Consider the following 21,962-nt stretch of genomic DNA (forward strand, 5'->3'; position numbering starts at 1 on the left):
CTAATGTAATGAAGGCATTAATGAAAGGAGCCTGTTTCCTTGTTGCAGTACTGATGATCTCCTTAATGGGTTATGCGCAGTCAGTAATGACGGGTAAAATTACCGACTCAAATGGTAAACCTGTTGTTGGCGCCTCTGTAGGAATCAAGGGTAAAAGTACCGGTGCTACTACCGATGCCGCCGGTAATTTCCGGATACGGTTGAACGTGGGCGATACGCTGACGCTTTCATCTATAGGATTTGAGTCACGCCAGGTTGTATTCAGAAAAGCCGGGGATCTCTCTATCAGGCTTACCGAGGAAAATAGGACCCTCAGCGATGTAGTCGTTACAGGGTATAAAAGCCAGGCTAAAACAGAAATAACAGGTGCTGTATCCACTATTAAAATGGATAAGATAACAGAAGGGCAGGCCGCGGAATCCTTTGGTTCCCTGTTGCAGGGTAAAGTAGCCGGTGTTAATATACAGTTGAATTCAGGAGAACCCGGCGCCACTCCTGCTATTATAATCCGTGGATTGGCCGCCGTGAGCCGTGGCGATGCTTCCGCCATTTCAGAACCTTTGTATGTGGTGGATGGTATTCCCATTATTTCAAGAATGAGCAGTGAGTTTGCGGTTACCAGCACCAATGTGCTGGCAGATCTTAACCCCAGCGATATAGAAGATGTGGTAGTATTAAAAGATGCTTCTGCTGCCGCTATATACGGCTCCAGGGCAGCAAATGGCGTGATCCTTATCACTACTAAAAAAGGAAAAAGAGGTAAGCCTCAGATAAATCTTAATATTCGCACAGGCGTAAATTTTGTGCCGCAGTTGCGTGATGTTGCCGGTGGCGCTAAAGAGCGGGTGCAGGTTAAACGCCTCTATGATCTCTATGCGCCTTACGGCGTATCCATGCCATCAATGTATACGGATGTTACCAATCCTTTCTACAATAATTCATCAGACTGGCAGGGTTATTTGTATAATACTTCTGTTACACAGGATTACAGCGCCTCCATTCGCGGGGCAGGCGATTTTGGGCAATACAGTATCAGCATGGGTTATATGGATAGCAAAGGTATCCTGTTCAATACAGGGTTTAAACGCTATAGCTTAATGGCCAGCACAGGCTTCAATGCTCTTAAGAATAAGCTGGTCATTAATAATACGCTGGCTGTTTCAAGAACAGACCAGAGCAGAAATGGTGACGCGCTTTCAGTTAATAAGTCAACCCTGCTGCCACTACCGGATAACCCTATGGTACAGGGTGCAGAAGTATATACCCCGGGGTATATGTCTAATCTTAATGACCGTGTTCGTTTCAGTTCTGATGCTACCCTTAACATTGCCCGTAATGTAGCTTATAAAGCCAGTCTTAGCCTGGAGTACCTGCGTACAATGTTTGACTCACTGGCTTCATCAAGACGTACGCTCAGGTTGGGTAATAAGAGCGTTGCCGGTGAAAACCAGAATATGCTTTTCCAGAATACGGTAACGTATACGCCTAAGTTTGGAAACGGGCACAGCCTGAGCATATTGCTGGGGCAGAGCATGGAAAAAACAGAAGCGAAAATAACAAAGGTGAGCAGTGTTGCCGATGCGCCCAGCCTTTCCCAAACGGTGAACTGGCCCCAGGGTAATAGTATCGGCTCAAGTAATTATGGAGCAAGTACCCTCATGTCTTACTTCAGCCGTCTTGATTATAATTTTCAACAAAAGTACCTGCTGGGTGCTTCTATCCGTACAGATGGATCCTCCAAGTTTGGTAAGGCCAACCGCTGGGGTGTTTTCCCTTCTATCTCTGCCGGCTGGAATTTCTATAAAGAAGATATTTTTCGTAATGCCGGCTGGTTAACCAGCGGTAAGATCAGGGGTAGTTATGGGCTTTCCGGAACTACCTGGGATAATAACTACCTGGCACTGGGTATTATGGATGGTGGTAAACTCGACCAGTATAATTCTTTGATACAAATAGCTTATGGTGGTATTTCAGGATTCACACCTACCTGGTATGATGGTTTTAAAAACGATAATCTTACCTGGGTTAAAACCAATATGGCCAATCTTGGTGTAGATTTAAGTTTATTCAAGGGCAAGGTGGAATTCATTTTTGACGCGTATGAAAAAGTAACCAAAGGGTTGCTGTTGTCTACCGCACTCCCTACTACATCGGGCTATAACGAAGTCTACCGCAACGCGGCAGATGTGCTGAACCGTGGGTTGGAGTTTACTGTAAATAACAATCTCAAATTTGGCAGTGATTTTACCTGGAGCACCAATCTCAACTTCGCGTATAATAAAAACAGGGTTATCAGGTTGCCGGATGGTAATGCCGATATTATTAAAGTCAGCACTTCAGGCCAGGATTTCGGCTCTATTGTTCGCGTAGGCGCTCCGCTCAATGGTTTCTTCTTCTATGAATCGCAGGGCATTTATCAGGCAGAAAATCAAATTCCGGTAGACCCCAAAACCGGTAAAAAACTGGTTGGGCTGCAAAACAAAAAACTGGAGGTAGGCGATCGTAATTTCAGCGATCAGAACGGGGACTATCTTATTGATGTATCAGACCGTGTGTATTCCGGCGATCCCAACCCGAAATGGAATGGCGGATGGACCAATGATTTTACCTATAAAGGATTCAGCCTTAACCTGGTCACTACTTTCGTGATAGGCAGGGATATTGTGAATACTGCCCTGCTCGACCGGCTCAAATTGGGTAAAGGATTTGCTGGAAGTTCATCCCTTCCCGATTTCGACAAATATTCCATCTGGGAAAAAAGCGGTGATAACGCCAAATATCCAACGCTCAATCCCTGGAGCGATGCCACACAGGTTATCAATTATGATTCCGAGTATATAGAAGACGGTTCTTATTTCAAGATCAGGTCTGCTACCTTGTCTTACACTTTTAATAAAAGAGTAATACAGCGGCTTCCTTTTGAAAGAATGCGTGTATATGTTACGGCGGATAACCTGGTTACTTTCCAGAAATATAGCGGACCAGATGCGGAGCTCATTACAATTGATGGTTTTGACGATTCAAAAGGATATCCGATGCGAAGAATGTTGTTGTTCGGTGTTTCTATTTCACTATAAATATTATGATGCGTCTGATCCAGATAAAATAAAGTAAGTTGAATATGAAAAATAAACATAGCATTATTATTTGCATAGTACTCTTTTCTCTTTTGGGCGAGTCGTGCAAAAAGTGGCTTGACCAGTTGCCTGTTAATACCGTAACAGAAGACCAGGCATGGAAAACCGGGGCTGATGCTGAGGGCGCGGTAGCGGCAGCTTTCGCTATCTTCAGAAGGGCTTTGTCGGGATTAACCAAGGATGATACACCCGCAACCACCCGCAACGGATCCTGGGGTGATTATTATTTCTGGGGTGATGCCCGCTCCGGCGACTGGATAACACCCAATGATGATGGCGACTGGAAGGCTTGTTTCGCTAATCATTTAATTGAGCGTACAGAGCTGGAGCCCATGACCAACTGGAGGCTTTTTTACAGAGCTATTGAACAGTGCAATCTGGTGCTCGAAAAAATCCCGGCCATTACCGATGGGCTTACTGAGGATAAGAAAAAGCAATTGTTGGCAGAAGCTCATTTTCTGCGTGCCTTAGCACATTTTTACGCGGCACGTATTTGGGGGGATGTGCCGGTAAACCTCGAAGCCCGTAATGTAAAACCACTCGGCAGGGAACCACTTAATGATGTAATGAAGATGGTGGTGGAAGAAGCCAATATTGCTATACCCGACCTTCCCTGGAAATATGATGGTACCATCAAAGAATCAATGTCGAGGGGTACAAAAGGCGCGGCGCTAGCCATGAAAGCTCATGCATTAATGTGGTTAAAGGATTACCAGGGTGCTTCTGACACTATGAAAGAGATCATGAATGCCAATATTTTTAAACTGGTGCCGATAGACCAGTTCCACAATTTATTTGATGCCGGTGAATCAGAAGAAGTGATCCTCGAAATGTATTATGATATAAAGAAGGGTGAGTATGCGGATTACTATGGTCATATCATGACTTACTATCTTACCAATCCCTACACATCAAGGAGTAATCTCACACTGGCAGTAACGAAGTCGAGAATACTGGAAATATATCCTGATTATGCCAGGGATAAGTCAGACAAAAGAGTTCCTGCATTTTTTGAAAGCATCGATTTTTCAGTAAGTGCCAGTGAGCTGCGGCCTGTATTATCAGATCCGCTCGCTAACGGGGAAAGAGCTATCATGTTTGCCAAATTCAGAAAAGTAAAAGACCGCAGCTACAGCCTGATGGAGGCGCCGGTGCCTGTTTTCAGGTATGCAGATATAGTGTTGCTGAAGGCGGAAGCAGATGCCAGGCTGGGTAATGTGGCCGAAGCCCTTACTAACCTCAACGCGGTGCGTACCCGCGCGGGCATTCCCGTATTTACCCGTGATGATGCACCTACGGTGATTGAAGAAGTGCTGGAAGAAAGACGCAGGGAGCTGATAGGTGAATTTCAACGTGTGTACGACCTGGTAAGGCTGGGACGTTTACACGAGTTTAATACAGCCATCACTGCTGATGGAGAAAAGAATGGCGCTGGTTTTTATCCTGTAAGCGACGAAGCTTTTGCCAACAATCCTAATATGGAGCAAACCTATTACTGGCAGTTCAATCAATAGGGGCAATAGCGAATAGGCAATAGTGAAACGTGAGAGGTGAAATATGAAACGCAAAATGTAAAGATACTGAAACCAAAGGCTGACAGCTGACGGCTGACAGCTGAAACCTAAACAACAAACAAGAATGAAACCAATTATCGCAATAGCGCTTGTAGTGGTGGTGTTTATTTCGGGTTGCAGCAAGGATTATTATGCAGACGGAGGTACGCTCAGCCTGGATGAAACAGAAACGCTTGGAGTATCTACCATGGATTACCTGAAAAGCCATCCTGAAATATTTGATACATTAACCACATTAATTAGTATGACAGGGTTGGAATCGGCTGTGAATACCAGCGGCTCTACATTCCTGGCACCGAAAAATTATTCCATTCATAATTATTTTAACCTGGTATACCCTGATCCGGAGAAGCGGCCTAAAACATTCAGCGAGATCACTGAGGAGGATATGGAAATAATTGCGGAAATATTGAAGAACTATATTATTCCCGGGAAAGAAATTGTTCGCAGCGGACTGGCCACTACGTATAGTTATAACACCACTTATGGCGGCACCAAAGCGCGGTTTAATATAGTGCAGGATGATTACCTCGGAAACCTGAATATGGGCGCGAAGTATATTATTTTTTCGCTTAACCAGGGAGCGCCGGGAGGAGCGGAACGATACCAGTCTGTACAGGTAGAAACTGCTGACCTGCATTCAACAAACGGCGTAGTACATGTGCTCGCTGCTGATTCACACATTTTTGGATTTAATTAGCTAAGAGATGACACACAGCAACAGGATATTTCAATTTTTAACAGTGGCGGTATCGGCATCTGCCTTACTGCTCACCGGTGCCTGCACTAAAATTCCGCAGGAGGGTAGTATTGCTCCGGATATTACATATAAAAACAGGAAACAGTATGCTATATCCGGGTTGCAACTGAATATCGGCGATTTTCAGCCTTCCACCTCCACGCTGCCCCTGAAGTTTGAAATTGTGCAGATACGGGAAACCGGTGGCAAAAATGTGAACGCTTTGAATGAGGAAATTCCTGTGATACGCTATAAAGAAGCGATCTCCGGCAATGAAAACGCTGCAGAGCTGGCGCTGAAGTCTGATACTGTGATGGTACCTGCCGTAGCTATTAATGAATATACCGGTGTGCTGGAGATACAGGAAGGCAACAAAGTTCCTGCGGGTGAGTATCATTTTGATATATCGGTAACAAACCAGTCGGGAAGTAAATTATTGACAGATGCACTTGTAGTGGAGTTTAAGGAAATGGATGTACTCTCCTGGTCGTCGGGCATGGCACAGGTGCCGGAAATTGAACGCGTGGGTGAGACGCCGAACCAGATCCGTTTTGTGGCATATCTCAATGGTCAGCCGCTTCCCGGAGATTATATTGACTTTACCAAAGACCGTGCTGCAGGTTTTAAAGGCACTTTTGTAAACGATACGAATGATGGAGAGATATGGAGTGTAAAATTTCCGGTAAAGGAAGCAGATACCTACGCTACCTGGAAAATAGTTACCGAAGTTGGAGGCGTGGAACAGGTGAGCTATGAGTCGTACAATTTCAACTTTGTGATAGGGCTTCCCGGTAGTTATGTGGTTAGATTGTATAAGTAAGGTGTAGGGTATAAACAGTAAACGAAAATACAAGCCGCGAAGCGGCGCATTAAAAAGATATACAAATGAGACACTTGTTTAAATATGCTTGTTTGGTACTGGTGGTTCTGCTGCTAAAGGGTGGTTTGGTTTCTGCACAAACAAAAGCCAAAAAAATACTGGTAATTGGTATAGATGGCATTATTAATACCGCCATTGATTATGCGGCTACGCCTGGTATTGGTGCGCTCAGGGTAAATGGCTCCTATACCATGAGTGGTTACGGCGGTGTTCCTGCTTATACCAGTTCGGGCTGGTCTACCATGCTCACAGGCGTTTCGTCTGATAAGCACGGCGTTACTGTTAATGAATCTTTTTCAGGAAATAATTTTGCACAATACCCTTCGGTAGTCAGCCGTATGAAGTCAGCGCTATCTTCTTTGGTTGTTGCTTCTGTTGTGCGCACACCGGAAGTAAATACTTTGCTCAACGGGGCTGCAGACCAGAAATTTCAATTTTCAACTGATGATGAGGTTTATAGTAAATCGGTGGAGTTGTTGAAGCAGGCAGATATGGGCGCGGTATTCCTGCAATTCAGCAGTCCTGCAGAAGTAGGGCAAGCAGTAGGCTTCCAGTTGCGGCAGGCACAGTATGTGCTGGCTATCCAGAAGATTGATGAATATGTGGCGGGATTACACGCTGCTATTGAATCCCGCAGCAGCTATGCTAATGAAGACTGGAATATTTTCCTGGCATCTACCCGTGGAGGAACTGAATCAGGCATCCCGCAAAGTTCCACACCTGAAGAAATAAATGTGCCTATCATTTTTTCAGGCGCTGAAATGGATAAGAAAGAAATGATCGGCACAGCGCTGGCGCCACGTGAAAACGCGGATAATATATTAAGGATTAATAAGGCGGCTTCCGGCGATAAAACATATGTGCGTATTCCCATCAAGGGTACCCCGTTGCAGGGCATGAATAAATTCACTATCGAATTCTGGGCGAAAGCAGATGCAAATTCCAGTGATCCTTCCATTATCGGAGATAAGAACTGGGACTCAGGTGGTAATCCGGGCTTTACCATTTGCAGGAGCGGATCAACATGGAAGATTAATATCGCCAACCAGAAAACCGAGCGTTATGATATTGGCTCCTCCAAAGTGCTGGAAGATGGTAACTGGCATCATATTGCTGTTGTATTTGATAAAACAAAGCTTTGTACCATATACCAGGATGGGGAAAAGGTAAATGAATCAGTGCTTACGTATAAAGACGCGGATAATATGGCTTCTCCTTACGATTATATATGCCTGGGCCAGGATGGCTCACAGGTATATGGCGGCGGAGCGCCCAATTGGGCAGGCTCTTTAAATGAATTGAGAATATTTACCGACGCGCTTTCCGGCGAAACAATTAAAAAATACATGTACCTCCGCAATATTGAAAACGGTAATCATCCCAACAAAGCTTCTCTTAATCTTTACCTGAAGCTGGATGAAGTAAGAGGTACTGTAATTACCGATTATAGCGGTAAAGGTCATAATGGGGAACTGGTTGGCCCTGCCAGCGAGCGGCATCCTTACTATGGAATGGGATTGACCGATATTGCCGTTAATATATTGAGTCACTTTGGAATTAGTGTAAACTCCGGTTGGGGATTGGAAGGAAGTGTATTGAAATCAAATGTGCCTTACCGTTTATTTAAAGTGCCCAGATAAAAAACAAGGAAATGAGACTGAATGCAAAAATCATTGCAGCGCTGCTGATTGCAGGTATTACAGGAGCAGCATCCTGCACAAAAGACAAGCTGAAACATGAAGTGTTGTCTCCGGAGCAATTGGTATCGGGCCGGATAGCCGGTACCTGGGCGAACCCCGGCAATATTGTTACGCCTGGCAATGTTCCGCCGGAGGTATTCGGAGCGATGCGCCTTGTGTTTACTACAGATGCTGAAGGCAAGCCTTCAAAATTCCTGGCAGAGGGTTGCCCGATTGTATTTGGCACTGCAGGTGCAGGCAGCTGGACTGTTACCGGGGCACAGGACAGCGCCATGGTAAATATAGTGGGAGTGGAACCCCTGGATGAATTTAGTGTAAAGGTTACCGGGTCTACACTAACACTATCTTTTTATATGGGATGGGAAAATACGGATACAAAAGAAACCGGTAAAGGAGATTTTAAGGTAACACTCACCCGGCAATAAAAGAGACGGGTCGCGGGTCGCCATGGTTCGTGTCTCACGAATCATAAACTGGGTTGGGTAAGTGGTTCGTGAGACACGAACCACGGCAGGGGGAGATTTTAAAGTAACACTCACCCGGCAATAAACGGAAGTGTTTGTTATGAGTACGTGATTTGCGTATCACAAAACGGCAAGATATTACAGGAGGTTCGTGAGACACGAACCACAGCGGGGCAACATTAAAAAATTTTTAAAAAACATACGGATGAGAAAAAATAATAAGTTATTTGGTTTGCTGGTATCAGTGCTGGTGTTGATTATTGTGCTGGTGATATCGTGTAAAGAAAAATTCGATCATACCATCGATACAGCCAATCCGGTTGTTGTAAGTTATAATCCTGCTACAGCAGTTGAAGGTGTTGCAGTTACCAGTAACCTGGTATTAACCTTCAGCGAAAATGTGAAAAAAGGAAGTGGCGAAGTAATGATCATGGGTGAGTCTGATACCATGCATATCAATGTAGAATCAGATGCTGTAACCATAGATAAAGATGCACGGGTAGTAACCATTAATCCGCCGGCTGACCTGGAAGCTGATGAGCATTATACCGTTACCATAGGAACAGGAACCTTTACAGACCTGTTGGGAAACCAGTATATGGGAATGCCGTCCGGCACAGTATGGACTTTTAAAACTGTTGGTGCCAGCGGACTGGCATTAAGTGCAATGAGCCCTGTGCCCGGTAGCACAGACGCATCTTTGTTTACTTTGGGATTAACCTTTGCCGCTGATGTACAAAAAGGTAGTGGTAATATCAGTGTATATAAAACTGATGGAAATGTAAAGGTTGCAGAAATACCGGTTAGCGGCAATTCCGTAGCCGTTGATGGTAAATCCGTATCCTTTACGTTGGGAACCCCGCTTGACTTTGGTACCGCTTACTATGTGCTTGCCGATGCGGGCAGTATTACAGATGCCGGTGGTAAGGCCTTTGAAGGGTTTTTAACGCCCGCCTCCTGGAGCTTTACTACCACAAGCGGCAGCGGTAACAGCCTGCTGGTTTACCTGCCGATGGATAATGATCTGAGCGATGTGAGTGGAAACAGGTTTGATGCCATGCAGGGACCAACAGCCTCAGCTAAAGTAACTTTTGTAACGGATGCGCATAGAGGAAGAGTGGCATCATTTGCGGCAGGCTCCTATGCTGTATTGCCTAAACATAATTTATTAAGGCCAGGACTTACAGAAAGTTTTAGTGTCAGCTTCTGGATAAAGCTTGCAGCCATTGGTTCGGATCCTTGCTTTTTTGGTAATTCCGATTGGGATAGTGGCGGCAACCCCGGCTTCATATTTGCAACAGATGGTGCGCTCACCTATACGGGTCCTGGATCAACGGGCAGGGGTTGGCTGGGTAAGCTGGCCGGCGATGCAGGAGGAGAGAGTAACCGGATAAACTGGAGAGCAAACGAAACAACACCGCAGGCGCCGGCACTGGCTGATGACCAATGGCATATGATAACCATTGTAGTTGATCAGTCTCTCAAGCGCTGGAATATGTATCTTGATGGAAATGTGTATGAATATGCACCCCCTCTTGATCTTAATAACCTGAAAGGACCTTTATGGGACAGTGTCAACGATTATCCTTTTACAATATGGGAAGATGGAACAGGGCAATATAATGCAAGCAGCGATACCAGGAAAGCACTTGCAGGATTTGTAGATGATTTCAGGGTTTATACCAAAGCATTAAGCGCTCCTGAGGTAAGCGGTATTTATGTTGCGGATCAGAAATAAAACAACTTGTGAATAGGCAATAGTGAAGTGTACCGATTGCCTATTCACTATTGCTAACCATTTCCCCCACAATCTTTGCACTCTTCAAGCATAATGGTATTCCCCCTCCGGGGTGAACAGTGCCTCCACAAAAGTATAAGCCATTTATTTCTTTACTGAAATTGGGATGACGGAGGAAAGCATTTTTCCATGTGTTAGCGCTGACGCCATATATAGCGCCGGCATTTGCGAAAGTGGCAGCTGCCAATTCAGGCGGGCTGATAATTTTTTCTGTTTCAATCAATGGTTCAATATCTTCTTTCAACATGCCACGAAGCTTTTTTAAAACCTGTTGTTTTAAAAAAGCAATGATCTTTGTCCAATCCTGCCCGCTATCTGCCGGCACATTTATCATTACAAACCAGTTTTCTTTTCCTTCCGGTGCATGACCATCTTCCATTTTTGAAGTGATATTGACGTATATAGTAGGGTCTTTAAAAACAGATTTTAACTGGAAAAGTGTTTTAAATTCTGCTTTATAATCACCGCTGAAAAAAATATTATGCAAATGCATTTGAGAGAACTGTTTTTTTATACCCCATAAAAAAACAACAGCGCTGCTGCTTTTTTCTTTTTTCTCAATTCGCTTTGCCTTGCGGTTATCGAGTAAAAGATTTTTGTAGGTGAAATAAATATCAGCATTGCTGATCACTATATCTGAAAATATATTTTTATCATTGACCACTATACCTTTCGCATTGTTATTGACACAGATGATACGTTGCACAGGCGTGTTAAAAATAAACTGAACCCCTTTTTTAAGGGCAAGTTCATATAGCGCATCGGTTATGCTTATCATGCCTCCTTCAGGATAAAATACGCCTTTATTCAGCTCGATATGCGGAATAATACTAAGCATTGCCGGTGTAGTATAGGGATTAGAACCGTTATAGGTAGCAAAGCGGTTAAAAACCTGTATAGCTTCTCCTGTGGTGAAAGCTGATTCGTGGTATTCATTGAGTGTTGAAAATAAAAACCGGGGGCGAACGGAGGTCAATGCTTTAAAAAATGCTTTCTTTTTCCAGGTATATCTTTTTTGCAACGGATTATTCAGGAAAACTTTCCCTATTCGCTCATATAACTTTTCCGATTTCTGCAGGTATCGCAAAATATTTTTAGCTGGTTCACCAATTTTTTCTGTAGACTCCTGCGCCAGTTTTTCTTTATCTGTCCATGTGTTAAAAGTCTTTCCGTTTACAAAAAAATATTTGCAGCCGGAATCTAACTGATGGTAGCTGAGATATGCTGCAATATCTTCTCCTGCAAAATCAAACAGCTCCTTTAATTCATCGGCATCGGTAAATAGCGAAGGACCGGTGTCAAAACTGTAGCCATCTTTTTTGTATATGGAAAGTTTGCCGCCAGGCTCCCCATTTTTTTCATAGACAGTTACGGCGTATCCCTGAACAGACAATCTTATAGCAACAGCCAGACCGGCAACACCGCTTCCTGTAACAATCGCTTTGTGTGAATGCATAGTTTCGGTTAATCTTTAGCGAAAATAGTTATTAGCAACGAGTAAATTGAGAGGGCGCAAAGAAGGGGTGTATTTAGATTTTTCGCGATAAGGCAATTTTCTACAGATTCCTCCTGCGTAGGAATGACAGGCGATGGGGGTATGTTCGGCTATTGAGCAATTGTTCGACATTAGTACAATTGTTCAACAGGTATGCTTCAGCTTGTTATTCCTACGCAGGAGGAATCTGCCAGCATACCAGCACCCCAGCGAAAAATTGAAATACGACCGCAAAGAATGGAATACGGATGAGATGGATTAGGCGGATATACACGGAAGGTATCCGTGTCATTCCATACTATCCGTATCCTCTGCGTTCCATTATCCACAATAAAAAAAAGTCATCCCTTTTAAAGGATGACCTTTTCATTATTTTCAAAACCGGATTAAGCGATTTCTACTTCAGCGCCAGCTTCTTTCAATTTAGCTGCGATTTCATCAGCTTCAGCTTTTGCAACGCCTTCTTTAACTGGTTTTGGTGCGCCATCTACTAAATCTTTAGCTTCTTTTAAGCCAAGACCTGTAAGATCTTTCACAACTTTCACCACGCCAAGTTTGTTAGCGCCAGCTGCTTTCAATACTACGTTGAAAGAAGTTTTTTCTTCAGCAGCAGGAGCGCCGCCGCCGGCAGCAGGGCCGGTTATAGCTACTGCAGCAGCTGCAGGCTCAATACCATACTCATCTTTCAAAATAGTTGCTAATTCGTTTACTTCTTTTACAGTAAGATTTACTAATTGTTCTGCGAATGCTTTTAAATCTGCCATTGTTTCAAATTTTTACCGCCTTCATTGCCTGTGCTCCGGCGGAGATATTAAAAAAATTTGGTTGTATATTATCCCTCAGGCTGGGATAAGTAATTTGAAAATGAATCAATTTGAAAATTTGAAAATGAAAGCAGCTTACTGCATTTTCAAATTAGCATATTTTCAAATTGTCACATTATTATTGTGCTCTATCTTCCAAAGCCTTTATCAACCCGGCTAATTTGTTACCGGCATTTAATGCGCTAATAACATTCTTAGCAGGAGATTGTAATAAGCCGATGATTTCTCCGATAAGATCGTTTTTGCTCTTAAGGGTAGTAAGTGCAGTAAGCTGGTTATCACCCGCAAACACATCACCATCAATAAAAGCAGCTTTCAATTCAGGCTTTTGTCCGTTGGTTTCTTTACGGAAGGTGCTCAGTATCAAAGCAGGCTCTTTCGGGTTTTCAGAGAACAACAAAGCGGTTACATTGTTCAGCGATTCGTATACGCCGGTATACCTTGTGCTGTCAATAGATTCAAGCGCTTTCTTGATCAAAGTATTTTTTGCCACTTTCATTTCAACTTTTTTGTCGAAACATGCGCGGCGTAATTTACCAATCTGCTCTACTGAAAGAGATTCAGTATCGGTAACATAAAAGTTATTGTATTGTGAGAACTTGCCTTTAAGCAACTCAATCACTTCGTTTTTTTCCTGTTTGGTCATACAAAAAGATTTTTATGCTGTAAAAAGCATTAGTTCATTAATGATTTTGTGTCGATAGCAATGCCGGGGCTCATGGTGCTTGCCATATACGCGCTCTTAAGGTAGGTTCCTTTAGCGGTTGAAGGCTTTGCCTTAATGATGGCGTTGATAAACTCCTGGCTGTTCTCAGCAATTTTTTCAGGAGAAAAGCTAACGCGTCCCACGGAAGCATGTATAATACCTGCTTTATCTACCTTAAAGGCTATTTTACCACCTTTTACTTCGTTTACCGCAGCAGCAACATCATTAGTAACTGTTCCGGTTTTAGGGTTTGGCATCAGGTTACGGGGACCTAATATTTTACCCAGCTTACCAATTTTAGGCATTACGGCAGGTGTTGCAACAATTACGTCAATATCAACCCAGCCACCTTCAATTTTTGCTACAAACTCATCCAGTCCTACATAGTCAGCGCCGGCTGCTTTTGCAGCTTCTTCTTTATCAGGTGTGCAAAGCACCAATACTCTTTTCGTTTTACCTGTGCCGTGAGGAAGCGTTACAGTACCGCGGATAGCCTGGTCTGCTTTTTTAGGGTCAACACCTAAACGCAGGTGAATATCAACAGAACTGTCAAATTTTGTAGTATTCACTTCCTTCACCAGAGATGAGGCTTCCTTCAGCGAATACGATTTGTTTTTATCTATTTTAGCTTGTGCAGCTTTTCTTTTTTTAGTGATCGCCATTTTCATTCAATTTTTGGAAGTGATTACTTAGTTTTCCCATGGGGCATTACCTTCAACAGTAAGACCCATGCTGCGTGCTGTACCTGCCACCATGCGCATGGCGCTTTCAAGTGTAAAGCAGTTAAGATCAGGCATTTTATCTTTTGCGATAGCTTCTACCTGGTTCCAGTTTACTTTACCTACTTTGTTGCGGTTAGGTTCTTTAGAACCACTCTGCACCTTAGCGGCTTCCAATAACTGAACGGCTGCGGGGGGAGTTTTGATGACAAACTCGAAAGATTTGTCTGAATAAACAGTGATTAATACGGGAAGTACTTTTCCTATTTTGTCCTGTGTGCGAGCGTTAAACTGCTTGCAGAATTCCATGATATTCACACCTTTGGAACCCAAAGCAGGACCTACCGGAGGCGCAGGGTTCGCCTGGCCGCCTTTTACCTGTAGCTTTACAAAGCCACTGATTTCTTTTGCCATGTTTTATACGTTTTTGGTGATAGCGTCCCGCCTAAGGCGAGACTCCCAAATTCAAAAAAGAACTTTTTGGGGCGGCAAAGGTACGTTTCAGATTTGAAATTTCAAATTTGAAATTGAGAAATCTGAAACGGGGGTATATAATCAAGTTTTATGTATGTGACATTTCAAATCTCTACTTCCCCAACACCTCTTCCAGCGTCTCAAGTAATTCCGCTCCTCTTAAATTTTTCCCGATGATTTTTCCCTGTGGGTCTAATAAAAAATTCTGGGGGATAGATTCAATACCATATAATCTTGCGGCTGCATTATTCCAGAACTGGAGATCGCTTACATGTGTCCAGGTAAGATTATCATCATGAATAGCTTTAAGCCAGGCGTCTTTGGCATTTTGTTTATCAAGCGATACGCCTAAAACAGTAAAGCCTTTATCCTTAAACTTATTATAAACATTTACCACATTCGGGTTTTCCTGGCGGCAAGGTCCGCACCAGCTGGCCCAAAAATCAACCAGCAAATATTTACCTCTCAGCGAAGAAAGCTTTACCGGGTTGCCGAGTGTATCGTTTTGGGTAAAATCAGCGGCTATCTGGCCTATGGCGGTTCTTTTTTCAATGTTAATACGTTCTTTTAATTGTTTGGCAGAACTAAGATTTTGAACAGCAGGTGATAAAGTGGCAAACAAAGGCTCAACCTTGTTTACATCAATATCATTGCCCGCATACTGCTGCAATACAAAAAACGAAACCGGTGAAGAAGGGTTATTTTTAATATACGGCACAAATACCTTCTCCTTAATATAGGCTTCAAGCTTCATTGCTTTGGACTGTATCTCCTGCATTTTAGCGGTATTGCCGGTTTGCCTGGCTTCACTATATACCTGGTAGTAATAGCGCATGGTATCACTGTAAGGCTGAATAATATCTTCAAATTTTTTGAAATCATCATGCGCCGACGAGCCCTTTACGGCAATGGAGGTGAAGCTGCCGGTACTGGTTACGCTGATATTACCCGGTTGTAAATAAATGCTTGTAGCAATATCTTCAGCAGCATTATTTTTAGACAGACCTGCGGTTATGCGACCCAGCGTAGGTTCATCAAGCATGCCTTTAAAGCTGTATTTGCCATCAACAACTTTTGAACTGTCTGATATCCTGGCGTTTCCGGAGATGTAATCCAGGTAAACAACTTTTACGGTATCCTTTAATTTGTTAAGGCTTCCGGAGAGGGTGAACGAGGTTTGCGCTATTAAAAAACAAGGAATAAAAGCCACGATAACCGCTAATCCTTTCTTCATGTAAAAAAAAATTGAATGTGCAAATTACTGAATTTTACCACTACAGTAACGCCGTTGGCGGTTGTTTTGTATCTTCGCCTATTACCAACTTACTATGGTTATTATGAGCATAGCAAGGAAAAACATAAAAGAACAGTATAAATTAAAAATTCATGGAACTGAATGTCTTGTCCATTATAGTGGGGGTTGTGGGAATTGTGGTAGGAATAATAGCGGGTAAATTTGTTTTTGCTGCCAATACCAAAAAGCAAATAGAAGACGCGGAGGCCCAGGCTCAAAAAATGATTGCCGATGCCCAAACCACATCCGAAACATTAAAAAAGGAAAAATTACTTGAAGCAAAAGAAAAGTTTGTACAACTACAGGCCGAGCACGATAAAGTGGTATTAGAAAAGAACAAAAAGATCAACGAATCTGAAACACGAGCACGCCAGAAAGAGCAAAGCCTTAGCCAGAAGCTGGAAAACCTGGAAAAGCAGTCAAAGGAAAACGAGGCTATCAAGGAAAACCTGAATCGCCAGATAGAGGTGGTAAATCAAAAGCGTACGGAACTGGAAAAGCACCAGGAAGAGCATATACGCCGCCTGGAAAAGATTTCTGCTTTAACCGCTGATGAGGCCAAAGCCCAGTTGCTGGAAACACTGAAACATGAAGCGCAATCCCAGGCACTGTCTATTCAGCAGGAAATTATTGAAGACGCTAAAGTAAAGGCTAATAAAGAAGCCCGGAAGATTGTTATTCAAACCATTCAGCGTACCGCAGCTGAGCAGACTATTGAAAATACAGTTACTGTTTTCAATCTTGAAACAGACGAAATAAAAGGTCAGATCATTGGCCGCGAGGGTAGAAATATCCGTGCTATTGAAGCAGCTACCGGTGTTGACCTGATTGTTGATGACACACCGGAAGCGATTGTGTTATCATCCTTTGATCCATTAAGAAGGGAAGTTGCCCGTCTTGCTTTACAGCGGCTGGTAACCGACGGGCGTATTCACCCTGCCCGTATTGAGGAAGTAGTTGAAAAAACCCGCAAACAATTAGAAGAGCAGGTGCTTGAGATAGGAGAGAGAACAGTTATTGAACTCGGCATACACGGCTTGCATAAAGAACTGGTGAGAATGGTAGGGCGTATGCGTTTCCGTTCTTCCTACGGTCAGAACTTATTGATGCACAGTCGTGAAACGGCAAATCTATGCGCAACCATGGCGGCAGAACTGGGGCTTAACCCCAAACTGGCAAAAAGGGCAGGATTGCTGCACGATATAGGCAAAGTGCCTGATGAAGAAAGTGAGCTGAGCCACGCCTTATTCGGCGCCAGGCTGGCCGAAAAATATGGAGAAAACCCGGCAGTGGTAAATGCCATTGGCGCTCACCACGATGAGATTGAAATGCAGTATGTTATCTCCCCGATAGTACAGGCCTGCGATGCCATCAGCGGCGCAAGGCCCGGAGCACGCAGGGAAATTATGCAGCAGTATCTCCAGCGTATTAAAGAGCTTGAGAATATAGCGCTTGCCTATCCCGGTGTAGAGAAAGCATATGCTATACAGGCAGGACGTGAGCTGAGGGTAATTGCAGAAGCTGATAAATTGTCTGATACCGACAGCGAAAAGCTCAGCTTTGAAATAGCCCAGAAAATACAGACCGAAATGACCTATCCCGGGCAGATAAAAGTAACGGTGATAAGAGAGAAGAGAGCGGTGAATGTAGCGAGATAGCTGTCAGGAGTCAGCTGTCAGCGGGCGTTTGTGGATTTAAAACTAAATCATAAACAAAATCAGGTTATTAGATGCTGACAGCAACCAATAACGGCTGAAAGCTGATAGCTAATAGCAGACAGCTTTTCCAAAAACATTTGGCATTTAAGCATTCGTTCCCTACCTTTGCGTCCCTTAAAATTTGTAGTCATGAGCTCAGCAGTACAATACGTACACGAACAGTTAACTCCGCAAAAAACGTTCCCTGGCTTTAAAGCAGGCGATAACGTTACGGTTAATTATAAAGTTGTTGAAGGAAATAAAACCCGTATACAGGGTTTTAAAGGAGATGTAATCAAACGCCAGGGTACTGGTAGCACTGCTACATTTACCGTGCGTAAAATATCTGATGGCGTAGGTGTTGAAAGAACATTTCCCATAGCATCTCCTAATATTGATTCAATCACTTTACATAAAGTAGGTAAAGTGCGTCGTGCTAAATTATACTTTTTGCGTAGCCGCAGCGGTAAGAGCGCAAGGATCAAGGAAAAAAGAATGAGTATCTAAATATTGCTCAAAAAATATATTTCAAACGGAAACCAGGAATGGTTTCCGTTTGTTGTTAAATATGGGTTAACCATCAAACGAATTGCTTATCTTAGCTCTCCGATTCATTAAAATTGTACCTTTGTTTGCTCAACTTTAAATTTATTACAATGTTATCTTACAATGCTTTATTAATATCAATGCCCGGTGGAACTGAGTGGATATTGATCATTCTTGCTGTGTTGATCCTTTTTGGCGGACGTAAAATTCCTGAGTTCATGCGTGGATTAGGGCGCGGTATCCGTGAGTTTAACGATGCAAAGAGCAACGTTAAAAAAGAGATTGAAGAAGGCATGAATGAAAAAGATACCACCGCAACCAAGCAACAGAGTGCTTAGTTAGTTATTAAATTATATTTTACCGGTAATGTAAAGGTGTTTTAAATGTCTTTATGTTACCGGTTTTTTATTTTTCCCTTAACATTTAATTAAAAATAAAAGGAAATTTTATTGCCCAGAAAAACCAAAATATTATTTTCAGTTGGGGGAATGCTTTTAGGTTGGTTATTGAATGCATTTGCATGGACAACAACAATGGGGCATCCTGTAAATACTATTAGCTTGCTTCTCGGTGGAATACTTTTTTTAGGAGGGCTTATTTTTCTGATAATAACATTGATTAAAGGAAGATGAATAGCTACCTCCACAGCATCAATGCCGAATTCAACGCCTGCTCTACTCTCCACCTCGGATTGTGAAAATAACTCATGCCATGACCCGGCAGCATAATATCGGTATCTACTTTTGCAAATTTGCGTAATGATTCGGTATATATCTTCTTGTCAAAATCAATAGAACCGCCCCATCCAAAATCACCGCTTAATAGCGTGCCGATCACATCACCGCTGATCACTATTTTCTTTCCTTCATGCATAAATAAAAAAGCCGTGCAACCCATACTGTGCCCTGGCAGATGCATTACTTCTATTTCGATGCCGGATAAGTTTATGCTTTCGCCGTCTTTTACTATTTGGTCAACGGTAACAGGGGTAAAGGTTTTGTGATAGAGATATCCGCAGCACCGTTCATCACCGCTGGCAACGGCATCTGCCGTTTCTCCAATGGCAATGAGCGGAATACCTTTTTGCTTCAATAAATGTGCTCCCCCGGCATGATCATAATGCGGGTGCGTAAGCAGGCAATATTTAATATCCTTGGGAGATAACCCCCAATACTGCATATTGCGGAATATCTGGTTGAGTGTATCGCCGCAGCCACAATCAAACATAATCAATCCTTCAACTGTTTTAACGATATAGGAATTACCATCATTCCATAAAGCATCCTGCTTATCGAATGTTATACCGTTGAGGTCGCCGCCTACCTGGTAAATATTTTTTAATAGTTGCATGACTTTGGCTTTGGTTACAAATGTGGAATTTTTTCCCGCACCGGTTAATCATTTACAGCAGAGATAAATTGGCACATAATTGTACTCTCTAAAAATAAAAGATTATGAAAGATAAATCATCAACAGGTAAAGCAAAGGGTAAAACCAGGCCTATTACTAAAAAAGAAGAAGTGCAGACAAATCCTGATAACCGGATAGACCAGGATTTTCCAGGCTTTCCACATGCACCAGCAAAGGAAAATATCATTAATCCCAAAACTGAGGAGCAAAAGAAAACAGCCGCTGTAAAACCAAAAGGCAAATAAAGCTGATTGTTTATTTTTGAGTATGCAGTATAAGCTTTTTATGCTATTGCTGGGCTGCAAGCCCCAGGGCAGAAATACAGAACAGCACGATATATTTTTTGGTATTGCGGCACATTTAAAAGCGTTGAGTGGTGATATAGCAGATTTTTGGCCGGAAGTAAAAGGTAAAATTCATATTGATGCATGGCGTGAAGTAAATTATGTTGACGGTTTCAAAATTGAAGCGAAAGAAAAGCCTTCAAATGAAGAAGCGGGCGGTAAGGAAAAGTTATTCTTTCTCAATCTTGGCGGGTATAAGAAAGATGATTTTGAAGAATATCATTATAAAATATTGCAGGTGTGCGGCGATAAAGGTGCAGCTATTCAGCGAGCCAAGCAAACTGCATTTTACCAGCATACGGGTTTTGAAGGAGCTGTATCTCATATTGATGATAAATACGGGGTTGATGTAGATGATATTTATGAAATAGCTGATATACTACCGGAAAAGTTTAAAGAGCAGTATAGTATAATCATTAGTAAGGCTGATACAATTCAGCATGATGAGTTGCATCTCGGGTATCTTACGCTGGAGAAACTGAAAGGGTAATATTGTTTCTCGCAGCGATCACAGTAGGGCAGCGATAAAGTATAAAAAGAATATTATACCATTGCGTGAGCCTCGTGTAAAACATTGTTACCTGCTGTTTTCTTTTCCTTCCAGTTGATTGCAATAGTTGAGTGAGCCTAACCTGAATCGCAAAGGGATTTTTGTAGCTTTTTCTATAGCCAGTTCCTTTCTGCAAAAGAAACCAATACAGTTGGCGTAGTAATTTGCCGGCAGCATACTATTTTGAAAGGGCACATTGCGTAAAAAATTTTTTGAAAGAAATGGTTTGGATGAATCGGCAATATGTACATCCCGGGTGCTGTGTTTTGCCGATACATTCATCATCTCTTTTTTTAATATTGGCTCGTGCTTTTGCGCATTGGCTTCAACAGAAAAAATAAAGCTCAGCAGGGCTAAAATTAATATACCGTAAGTCCCCCGCATTAGATTGACAGTAGCTGAATTCACTTTATAAATGTAACATTTTTATTTTTGGAGCTACTTATATATCATTAGCTTAACGGGCATTTGGCAACTTATACGCAACAACAGCAATTTCTTGAGATACTCCGGCAGAACGGCGGTATACTGCATAAAGTTTGCCGTATGTATGGTAATACCGAAGAAGACAGGCAGGATTTGTTGCAGGAAATGATAGCGCAGATATGGAAAGCATTCCCAACCTTCAGACAGGAAGCGAAAATCAGCACATGGATTTACAGGATAGCTTTGAATACCGCGATAGCAGGCTACAGAAAGCAACAAAGGCAGGTATTTACCGTGGCAATAGATGCTGAATTTTCCATGATTAATGACGGGGAGGATTTGATTAAAACCGAGCGGTTAAAGCTAATGTATAATGCCATTGCTCAGTTAACTGATGTGGAAAAAGCTTTAGTGATGTTGTATATTGAAGATAAGACCTATGAAGAAATGGAAGATATACTGGGAATGACACAGGGTAGTCTGCGCGTAAAAATGAACCGTATTAAAGAGAAACTGAGAAAACAGGTTTCGGGAGAATGATATAAAAAAAGCCAGATGGAATTAGAGCTGTTAAAAGAAATTTGGAGTGAAACCAACGGGATGCCACCGCGGGTTGTAAAAGTTGATGCTGATGTTTTGCAAAAAGCAACCTCATTTCAACAGAAAATAATTACTGCGTTAAAGAGAAATCTTTTTATCGAAGTAATTGTTGTGCTGATATGTGTGGCGGCAATAGCCGGCTTCTATTTTACTGCTTTTGGTGGAAATTTCAGGGAGGTAAGCTGGATGTATATAATACTGGCAGCCGGCTTTTTATTGTATTACTTCAGGAAAAACAGGTTGCTGAAAACAATGCAGAACACTTCACTGAGCGTAAAATCAAATATTGAGATTCAGTTATCAACTCTTGAAAAGTATATCCGTTTATATCTTATTGCCGGCATTGTACTTGTTCCCCTGCTAATGACTTTTTTTTATCTGTTGCTTTCATATAAGCATATTACCATCTTCCCTTCATTGCAATCAGTAGTGGGTAATTTGAATTTCACTTTGGGATATATAGTGTTCTCAGTTTTTTTAACAATTGCACTTTACTATCTTTACCGCTGGTATATTTATAAGTTATATGGAAAGCATATCGCACGGTTAAGAGCCATGCTGAATGAAATGAACGAAGAGATGTAA

General features: G+C 42.5%; 22 protein-coding genes. 14 read left to right on the top strand and 8 right to left on the bottom strand.

The window, feature by feature from the left end; translation table 11 throughout:
• Window positions 1-8 precede the first annotated feature (8 nt).
• From DC498_RS14775 to DC498_RS14805, 7 genes are all read left to right on the top strand, one after another.
• Window positions 9-3,077: a SusC/RagA family TonB-linked outer membrane protein gene (locus tag DC498_RS14775; protein ID WP_165813855.1), complete on the top strand. Its 3,069-nt coding sequence runs from the start codon at window positions 9-11 to the stop codon at window positions 3,075-3,077.
• A gap of 44 nt (window positions 3,078-3,121) precedes the next feature.
• Window positions 3,122-4,651: a RagB/SusD family nutrient uptake outer membrane protein gene (locus tag DC498_RS14780; protein ID WP_116874952.1), complete on the top strand. Its 1,530-nt coding sequence runs from the start codon at window positions 3,122-3,124 to the stop codon at window positions 4,649-4,651.
• 124 nt (window positions 4,652-4,775) lie between these two features.
• Window positions 4,776-5,411 (top strand): fasciclin domain-containing protein, encoded by a 636-nt coding sequence (locus DC498_RS14785; protein WP_116874953.1) that lies wholly within the window; start codon window positions 4,776-4,778, stop codon window positions 5,409-5,411.
• A gap of 7 nt (window positions 5,412-5,418) precedes the next feature.
• Window positions 5,419-6,270: a DUF5007 domain-containing protein gene (locus DC498_RS14790; RefSeq protein WP_116874954.1), complete on the top strand. Its 852-nt coding sequence runs from the start codon at window positions 5,419-5,421 to the stop codon at window positions 6,268-6,270.
• A 65-nt stretch (window positions 6,271-6,335) separates the two neighbouring features.
• On the top strand, window positions 6,336-7,970 hold the full coding sequence (locus DC498_RS14795; RefSeq protein ID WP_116874955.1) for a LamG-like jellyroll fold domain-containing protein: 1,635 nt from the start codon (window positions 6,336-6,338) through the stop codon (window positions 7,968-7,970).
• Window positions 7,971-7,981: 11 nt separating this feature from the next.
• Entirely contained in the window at window positions 7,982-8,455 is a 474-nt protein-coding gene (locus DC498_RS14800) for a hypothetical protein (RefSeq protein WP_116874956.1), read from the top strand.
• A 244-nt stretch (window positions 8,456-8,699) separates the two neighbouring features.
• On the top strand, window positions 8,700-10,232 hold the full coding sequence (locus DC498_RS14805) for an Ig-like domain-containing protein (protein WP_116874957.1): 1,533 nt from the start codon (window positions 8,700-8,702) through the stop codon (window positions 10,230-10,232).
• A gap of 40 nt (window positions 10,233-10,272) precedes the next feature.
• Here DC498_RS14805 and crtD read toward each other — a convergent pair whose 3' ends face one another.
• The 6 genes from crtD to DC498_RS14835 all read right to left on the bottom strand — a co-directional run bounded on the left by crtD (window position 10,273) and on the right by DC498_RS14835 (window position 15,744).
• Window positions 10,273-11,748, bottom strand: a complete 1,476-nt coding sequence (crtD, locus tag DC498_RS14810; RefSeq protein WP_116874958.1) for a 1-hydroxycarotenoid 3,4-desaturase CrtD — start codon at window positions 11,746-11,748, stop codon at window positions 10,273-10,275.
• Window positions 11,749-12,173: 425 nt separating this feature from the next.
• Window positions 12,174-12,551 (bottom strand): 50S ribosomal protein L7/L12, encoded by a 378-nt coding sequence (rplL, locus tag DC498_RS14815; protein WP_116874959.1) that lies wholly within the window; start codon window positions 12,549-12,551, stop codon window positions 12,174-12,176.
• Window positions 12,552-12,729: 178 nt separating this feature from the next.
• Window positions 12,730-13,257 (bottom strand): 50S ribosomal protein L10, encoded by a 528-nt coding sequence (rplJ, locus tag DC498_RS14820; RefSeq protein ID WP_116874960.1) that lies wholly within the window; start codon window positions 13,255-13,257, stop codon window positions 12,730-12,732.
• 29 nt (window positions 13,258-13,286) lie between these two features.
• Complete coding sequence (gene rplA, locus DC498_RS14825; RefSeq protein WP_116875038.1) at window positions 13,287-13,979, bottom strand: 50S ribosomal protein L1; 693 nt, start codon at window positions 13,977-13,979, stop codon at window positions 13,287-13,289.
• A 27-nt stretch (window positions 13,980-14,006) separates the two neighbouring features.
• Entirely contained in the window at window positions 14,007-14,450 is a 444-nt protein-coding gene (gene rplK / locus DC498_RS14830; RefSeq protein WP_116874961.1) for a 50S ribosomal protein L11, read from the bottom strand.
• Window positions 14,451-14,622: 172 nt separating this feature from the next.
• On the bottom strand, window positions 14,623-15,744 hold the full coding sequence (locus tag DC498_RS14835) for a TlpA disulfide reductase family protein (RefSeq protein ID WP_116874962.1): 1,122 nt from the start codon (window positions 15,742-15,744) through the stop codon (window positions 14,623-14,625).
• 152 nt (window positions 15,745-15,896) lie between these two features.
• Between DC498_RS14835 and rny the strand changes: the two genes are divergently transcribed.
• The 3 genes from rny to DC498_RS14850 all read left to right on the top strand — a co-directional run bounded on the left by rny (window position 15,897) and on the right by DC498_RS14850 (window position 18,385).
• Complete coding sequence (gene rny / locus DC498_RS14840) at window positions 15,897-17,462, top strand: ribonuclease Y (protein ID WP_206197628.1); 1,566 nt, start codon at window positions 15,897-15,899, stop codon at window positions 17,460-17,462.
• 189 nt (window positions 17,463-17,651) lie between these two features.
• Window positions 17,652-18,008, top strand: coding sequence for a 50S ribosomal protein L19 (gene rplS / locus DC498_RS14845; RefSeq protein ID WP_116874963.1), 357 nt, complete (start codon window positions 17,652-17,654; stop codon window positions 18,006-18,008).
• Between the two features lie 149 nt (window positions 18,009-18,157).
• The gene (locus DC498_RS14850; RefSeq protein ID WP_116874964.1) at window positions 18,158-18,385 is read left to right on the top strand and encodes a Sec-independent protein translocase subunit TatA/TatB; all 228 of its coding nucleotides are present in this window, start codon (window positions 18,158-18,160) and stop codon (window positions 18,383-18,385) included.
• Window positions 18,386-18,683: 298 nt separating this feature from the next.
• Here DC498_RS14850 and DC498_RS14860 read toward each other — a convergent pair whose 3' ends face one another.
• Entirely contained in the window at window positions 18,684-19,397 is a 714-nt protein-coding gene (locus DC498_RS14860; protein ID WP_116874966.1) for an MBL fold metallo-hydrolase, read from the bottom strand.
• Window positions 19,398-19,501: 104 nt separating this feature from the next.
• Between DC498_RS14860 and DC498_RS14865 the strand changes: the two genes are divergently transcribed.
• Both DC498_RS14865 and DC498_RS14870 read left to right on the top strand, forming a co-directional pair.
• Window positions 19,502-19,702: a hypothetical protein gene (locus DC498_RS14865; RefSeq protein ID WP_116874967.1), complete on the top strand. Its 201-nt coding sequence runs from the start codon at window positions 19,502-19,504 to the stop codon at window positions 19,700-19,702.
• 22 nt (window positions 19,703-19,724) lie between these two features.
• Window positions 19,725-20,291, top strand: coding sequence for a DUF1543 domain-containing protein (locus DC498_RS14870; protein WP_116874968.1), 567 nt, complete (start codon window positions 19,725-19,727; stop codon window positions 20,289-20,291).
• An 87-nt stretch (window positions 20,292-20,378) separates the two neighbouring features.
• Here DC498_RS14870 and DC498_RS14875 read toward each other — a convergent pair whose 3' ends face one another.
• Window positions 20,379-20,735, bottom strand: a complete 357-nt coding sequence (locus DC498_RS14875) for a hypothetical protein (protein ID WP_116874969.1) — start codon at window positions 20,733-20,735, stop codon at window positions 20,379-20,381.
• An 84-nt stretch (window positions 20,736-20,819) separates the two neighbouring features.
• Between DC498_RS14875 and DC498_RS14880 the strand changes: the two genes are divergently transcribed.
• Window positions 20,820-21,317 carry an RNA polymerase sigma factor gene (locus DC498_RS14880; protein WP_240628023.1) on the top strand — a complete coding sequence of 166 codons (498 nt, stop codon included), beginning with the start codon at window positions 20,820-20,822 and terminating at the stop codon, window positions 21,315-21,317.
• Window positions 21,318-21,332: 15 nt separating this feature from the next.
• Window positions 21,333-21,962: a hypothetical protein gene (locus tag DC498_RS14885; RefSeq protein ID WP_116874970.1), complete on the top strand. Its 630-nt coding sequence runs from the start codon at window positions 21,333-21,335 to the stop codon at window positions 21,960-21,962.

Origin of the sequence: Terrimonas sp. (assembly GCF_003075435.1) — a bacterium.
Lineage (GTDB): Bacteria > Bacteroidota > Bacteroidia > Chitinophagales > Chitinophagaceae > Agriterribacter.

Excerpts from the sequence above, each read along its gene's own strand:
- DC498_RS14775 (WP_165813855.1), top strand. The coding sequence starts at position 9 with ATGAAGGCATTAATGAAAGGAGCCTGTTTCCTTGTTGCAGTACTGATG.
- DC498_RS14780 (WP_116874952.1), top strand. The coding sequence starts at position 3,122 with ATGAAAAATAAACATAGCATTATTATTTGCATAGTACTCTTTTCTCTT.
- DC498_RS14785 (WP_116874953.1), top strand. The coding sequence starts at position 4,776 with ATGAAACCAATTATCGCAATAGCGCTTGTAGTGGTGGTGTTTATTTCG.
- DC498_RS14790 (WP_116874954.1), top strand. The coding sequence starts at position 5,419 with ATGACACACAGCAACAGGATATTTCAATTTTTAACAGTGGCGGTATCG.
- DC498_RS14795 (WP_116874955.1), top strand. The coding sequence starts at position 6,336 with ATGAGACACTTGTTTAAATATGCTTGTTTGGTACTGGTGGTTCTGCTG.
- DC498_RS14800 (WP_116874956.1), top strand. The coding sequence starts at position 7,982 with ATGAGACTGAATGCAAAAATCATTGCAGCGCTGCTGATTGCAGGTATT.
- DC498_RS14805 (WP_116874957.1), top strand. The coding sequence starts at position 8,700 with ATGAGAAAAAATAATAAGTTATTTGGTTTGCTGGTATCAGTGCTGGTG.
- crtD (WP_116874958.1), bottom strand. The coding sequence starts at position 11,748 with ATGCATTCACACAAAGCGATTGTTACAGGAAGCGGTGTTGCCGGTCTG.
- rplL (WP_116874959.1), bottom strand. The coding sequence starts at position 12,551 with ATGGCAGATTTAAAAGCATTCGCAGAACAATTAGTAAATCTTACTGTA.
- rplJ (WP_116874960.1), bottom strand. The coding sequence starts at position 13,257 with ATGACCAAACAGGAAAAAAACGAAGTGATTGAGTTGCTTAAAGGCAAG.
- rplA (WP_116875038.1), bottom strand. The coding sequence starts at position 13,979 with ATGGCGATCACTAAAAAAAGAAAAGCTGCACAAGCTAAAATAGATAAA.
- rplK (WP_116874961.1), bottom strand. The coding sequence starts at position 14,450 with ATGGCAAAAGAAATCAGTGGCTTTGTAAAGCTACAGGTAAAAGGCGGC.
- DC498_RS14835 (WP_116874962.1), bottom strand. The coding sequence starts at position 15,744 with ATGAAGAAAGGATTAGCGGTTATCGTGGCTTTTATTCCTTGTTTTTTA.
- rny (WP_206197628.1), top strand. The coding sequence starts at position 15,897 with ATGGAACTGAATGTCTTGTCCATTATAGTGGGGGTTGTGGGAATTGTG.
- rplS (WP_116874963.1), top strand. The coding sequence starts at position 17,652 with ATGAGCTCAGCAGTACAATACGTACACGAACAGTTAACTCCGCAAAAA.
- DC498_RS14850 (WP_116874964.1), top strand. The coding sequence starts at position 18,158 with ATGTTATCTTACAATGCTTTATTAATATCAATGCCCGGTGGAACTGAG.
- DC498_RS14860 (WP_116874966.1), bottom strand. The coding sequence starts at position 19,397 with ATGCAACTATTAAAAAATATTTACCAGGTAGGCGGCGACCTCAACGGT.
- DC498_RS14865 (WP_116874967.1), top strand. The coding sequence starts at position 19,502 with ATGAAAGATAAATCATCAACAGGTAAAGCAAAGGGTAAAACCAGGCCT.
- DC498_RS14870 (WP_116874968.1), top strand. The coding sequence starts at position 19,725 with ATGCAGTATAAGCTTTTTATGCTATTGCTGGGCTGCAAGCCCCAGGGC.
- DC498_RS14875 (WP_116874969.1), bottom strand. The coding sequence starts at position 20,735 with ATGCGGGGGACTTACGGTATATTAATTTTAGCCCTGCTGAGCTTTATT.
- DC498_RS14885 (WP_116874970.1), top strand. The coding sequence starts at position 21,333 with ATGGAATTAGAGCTGTTAAAAGAAATTTGGAGTGAAACCAACGGGATG.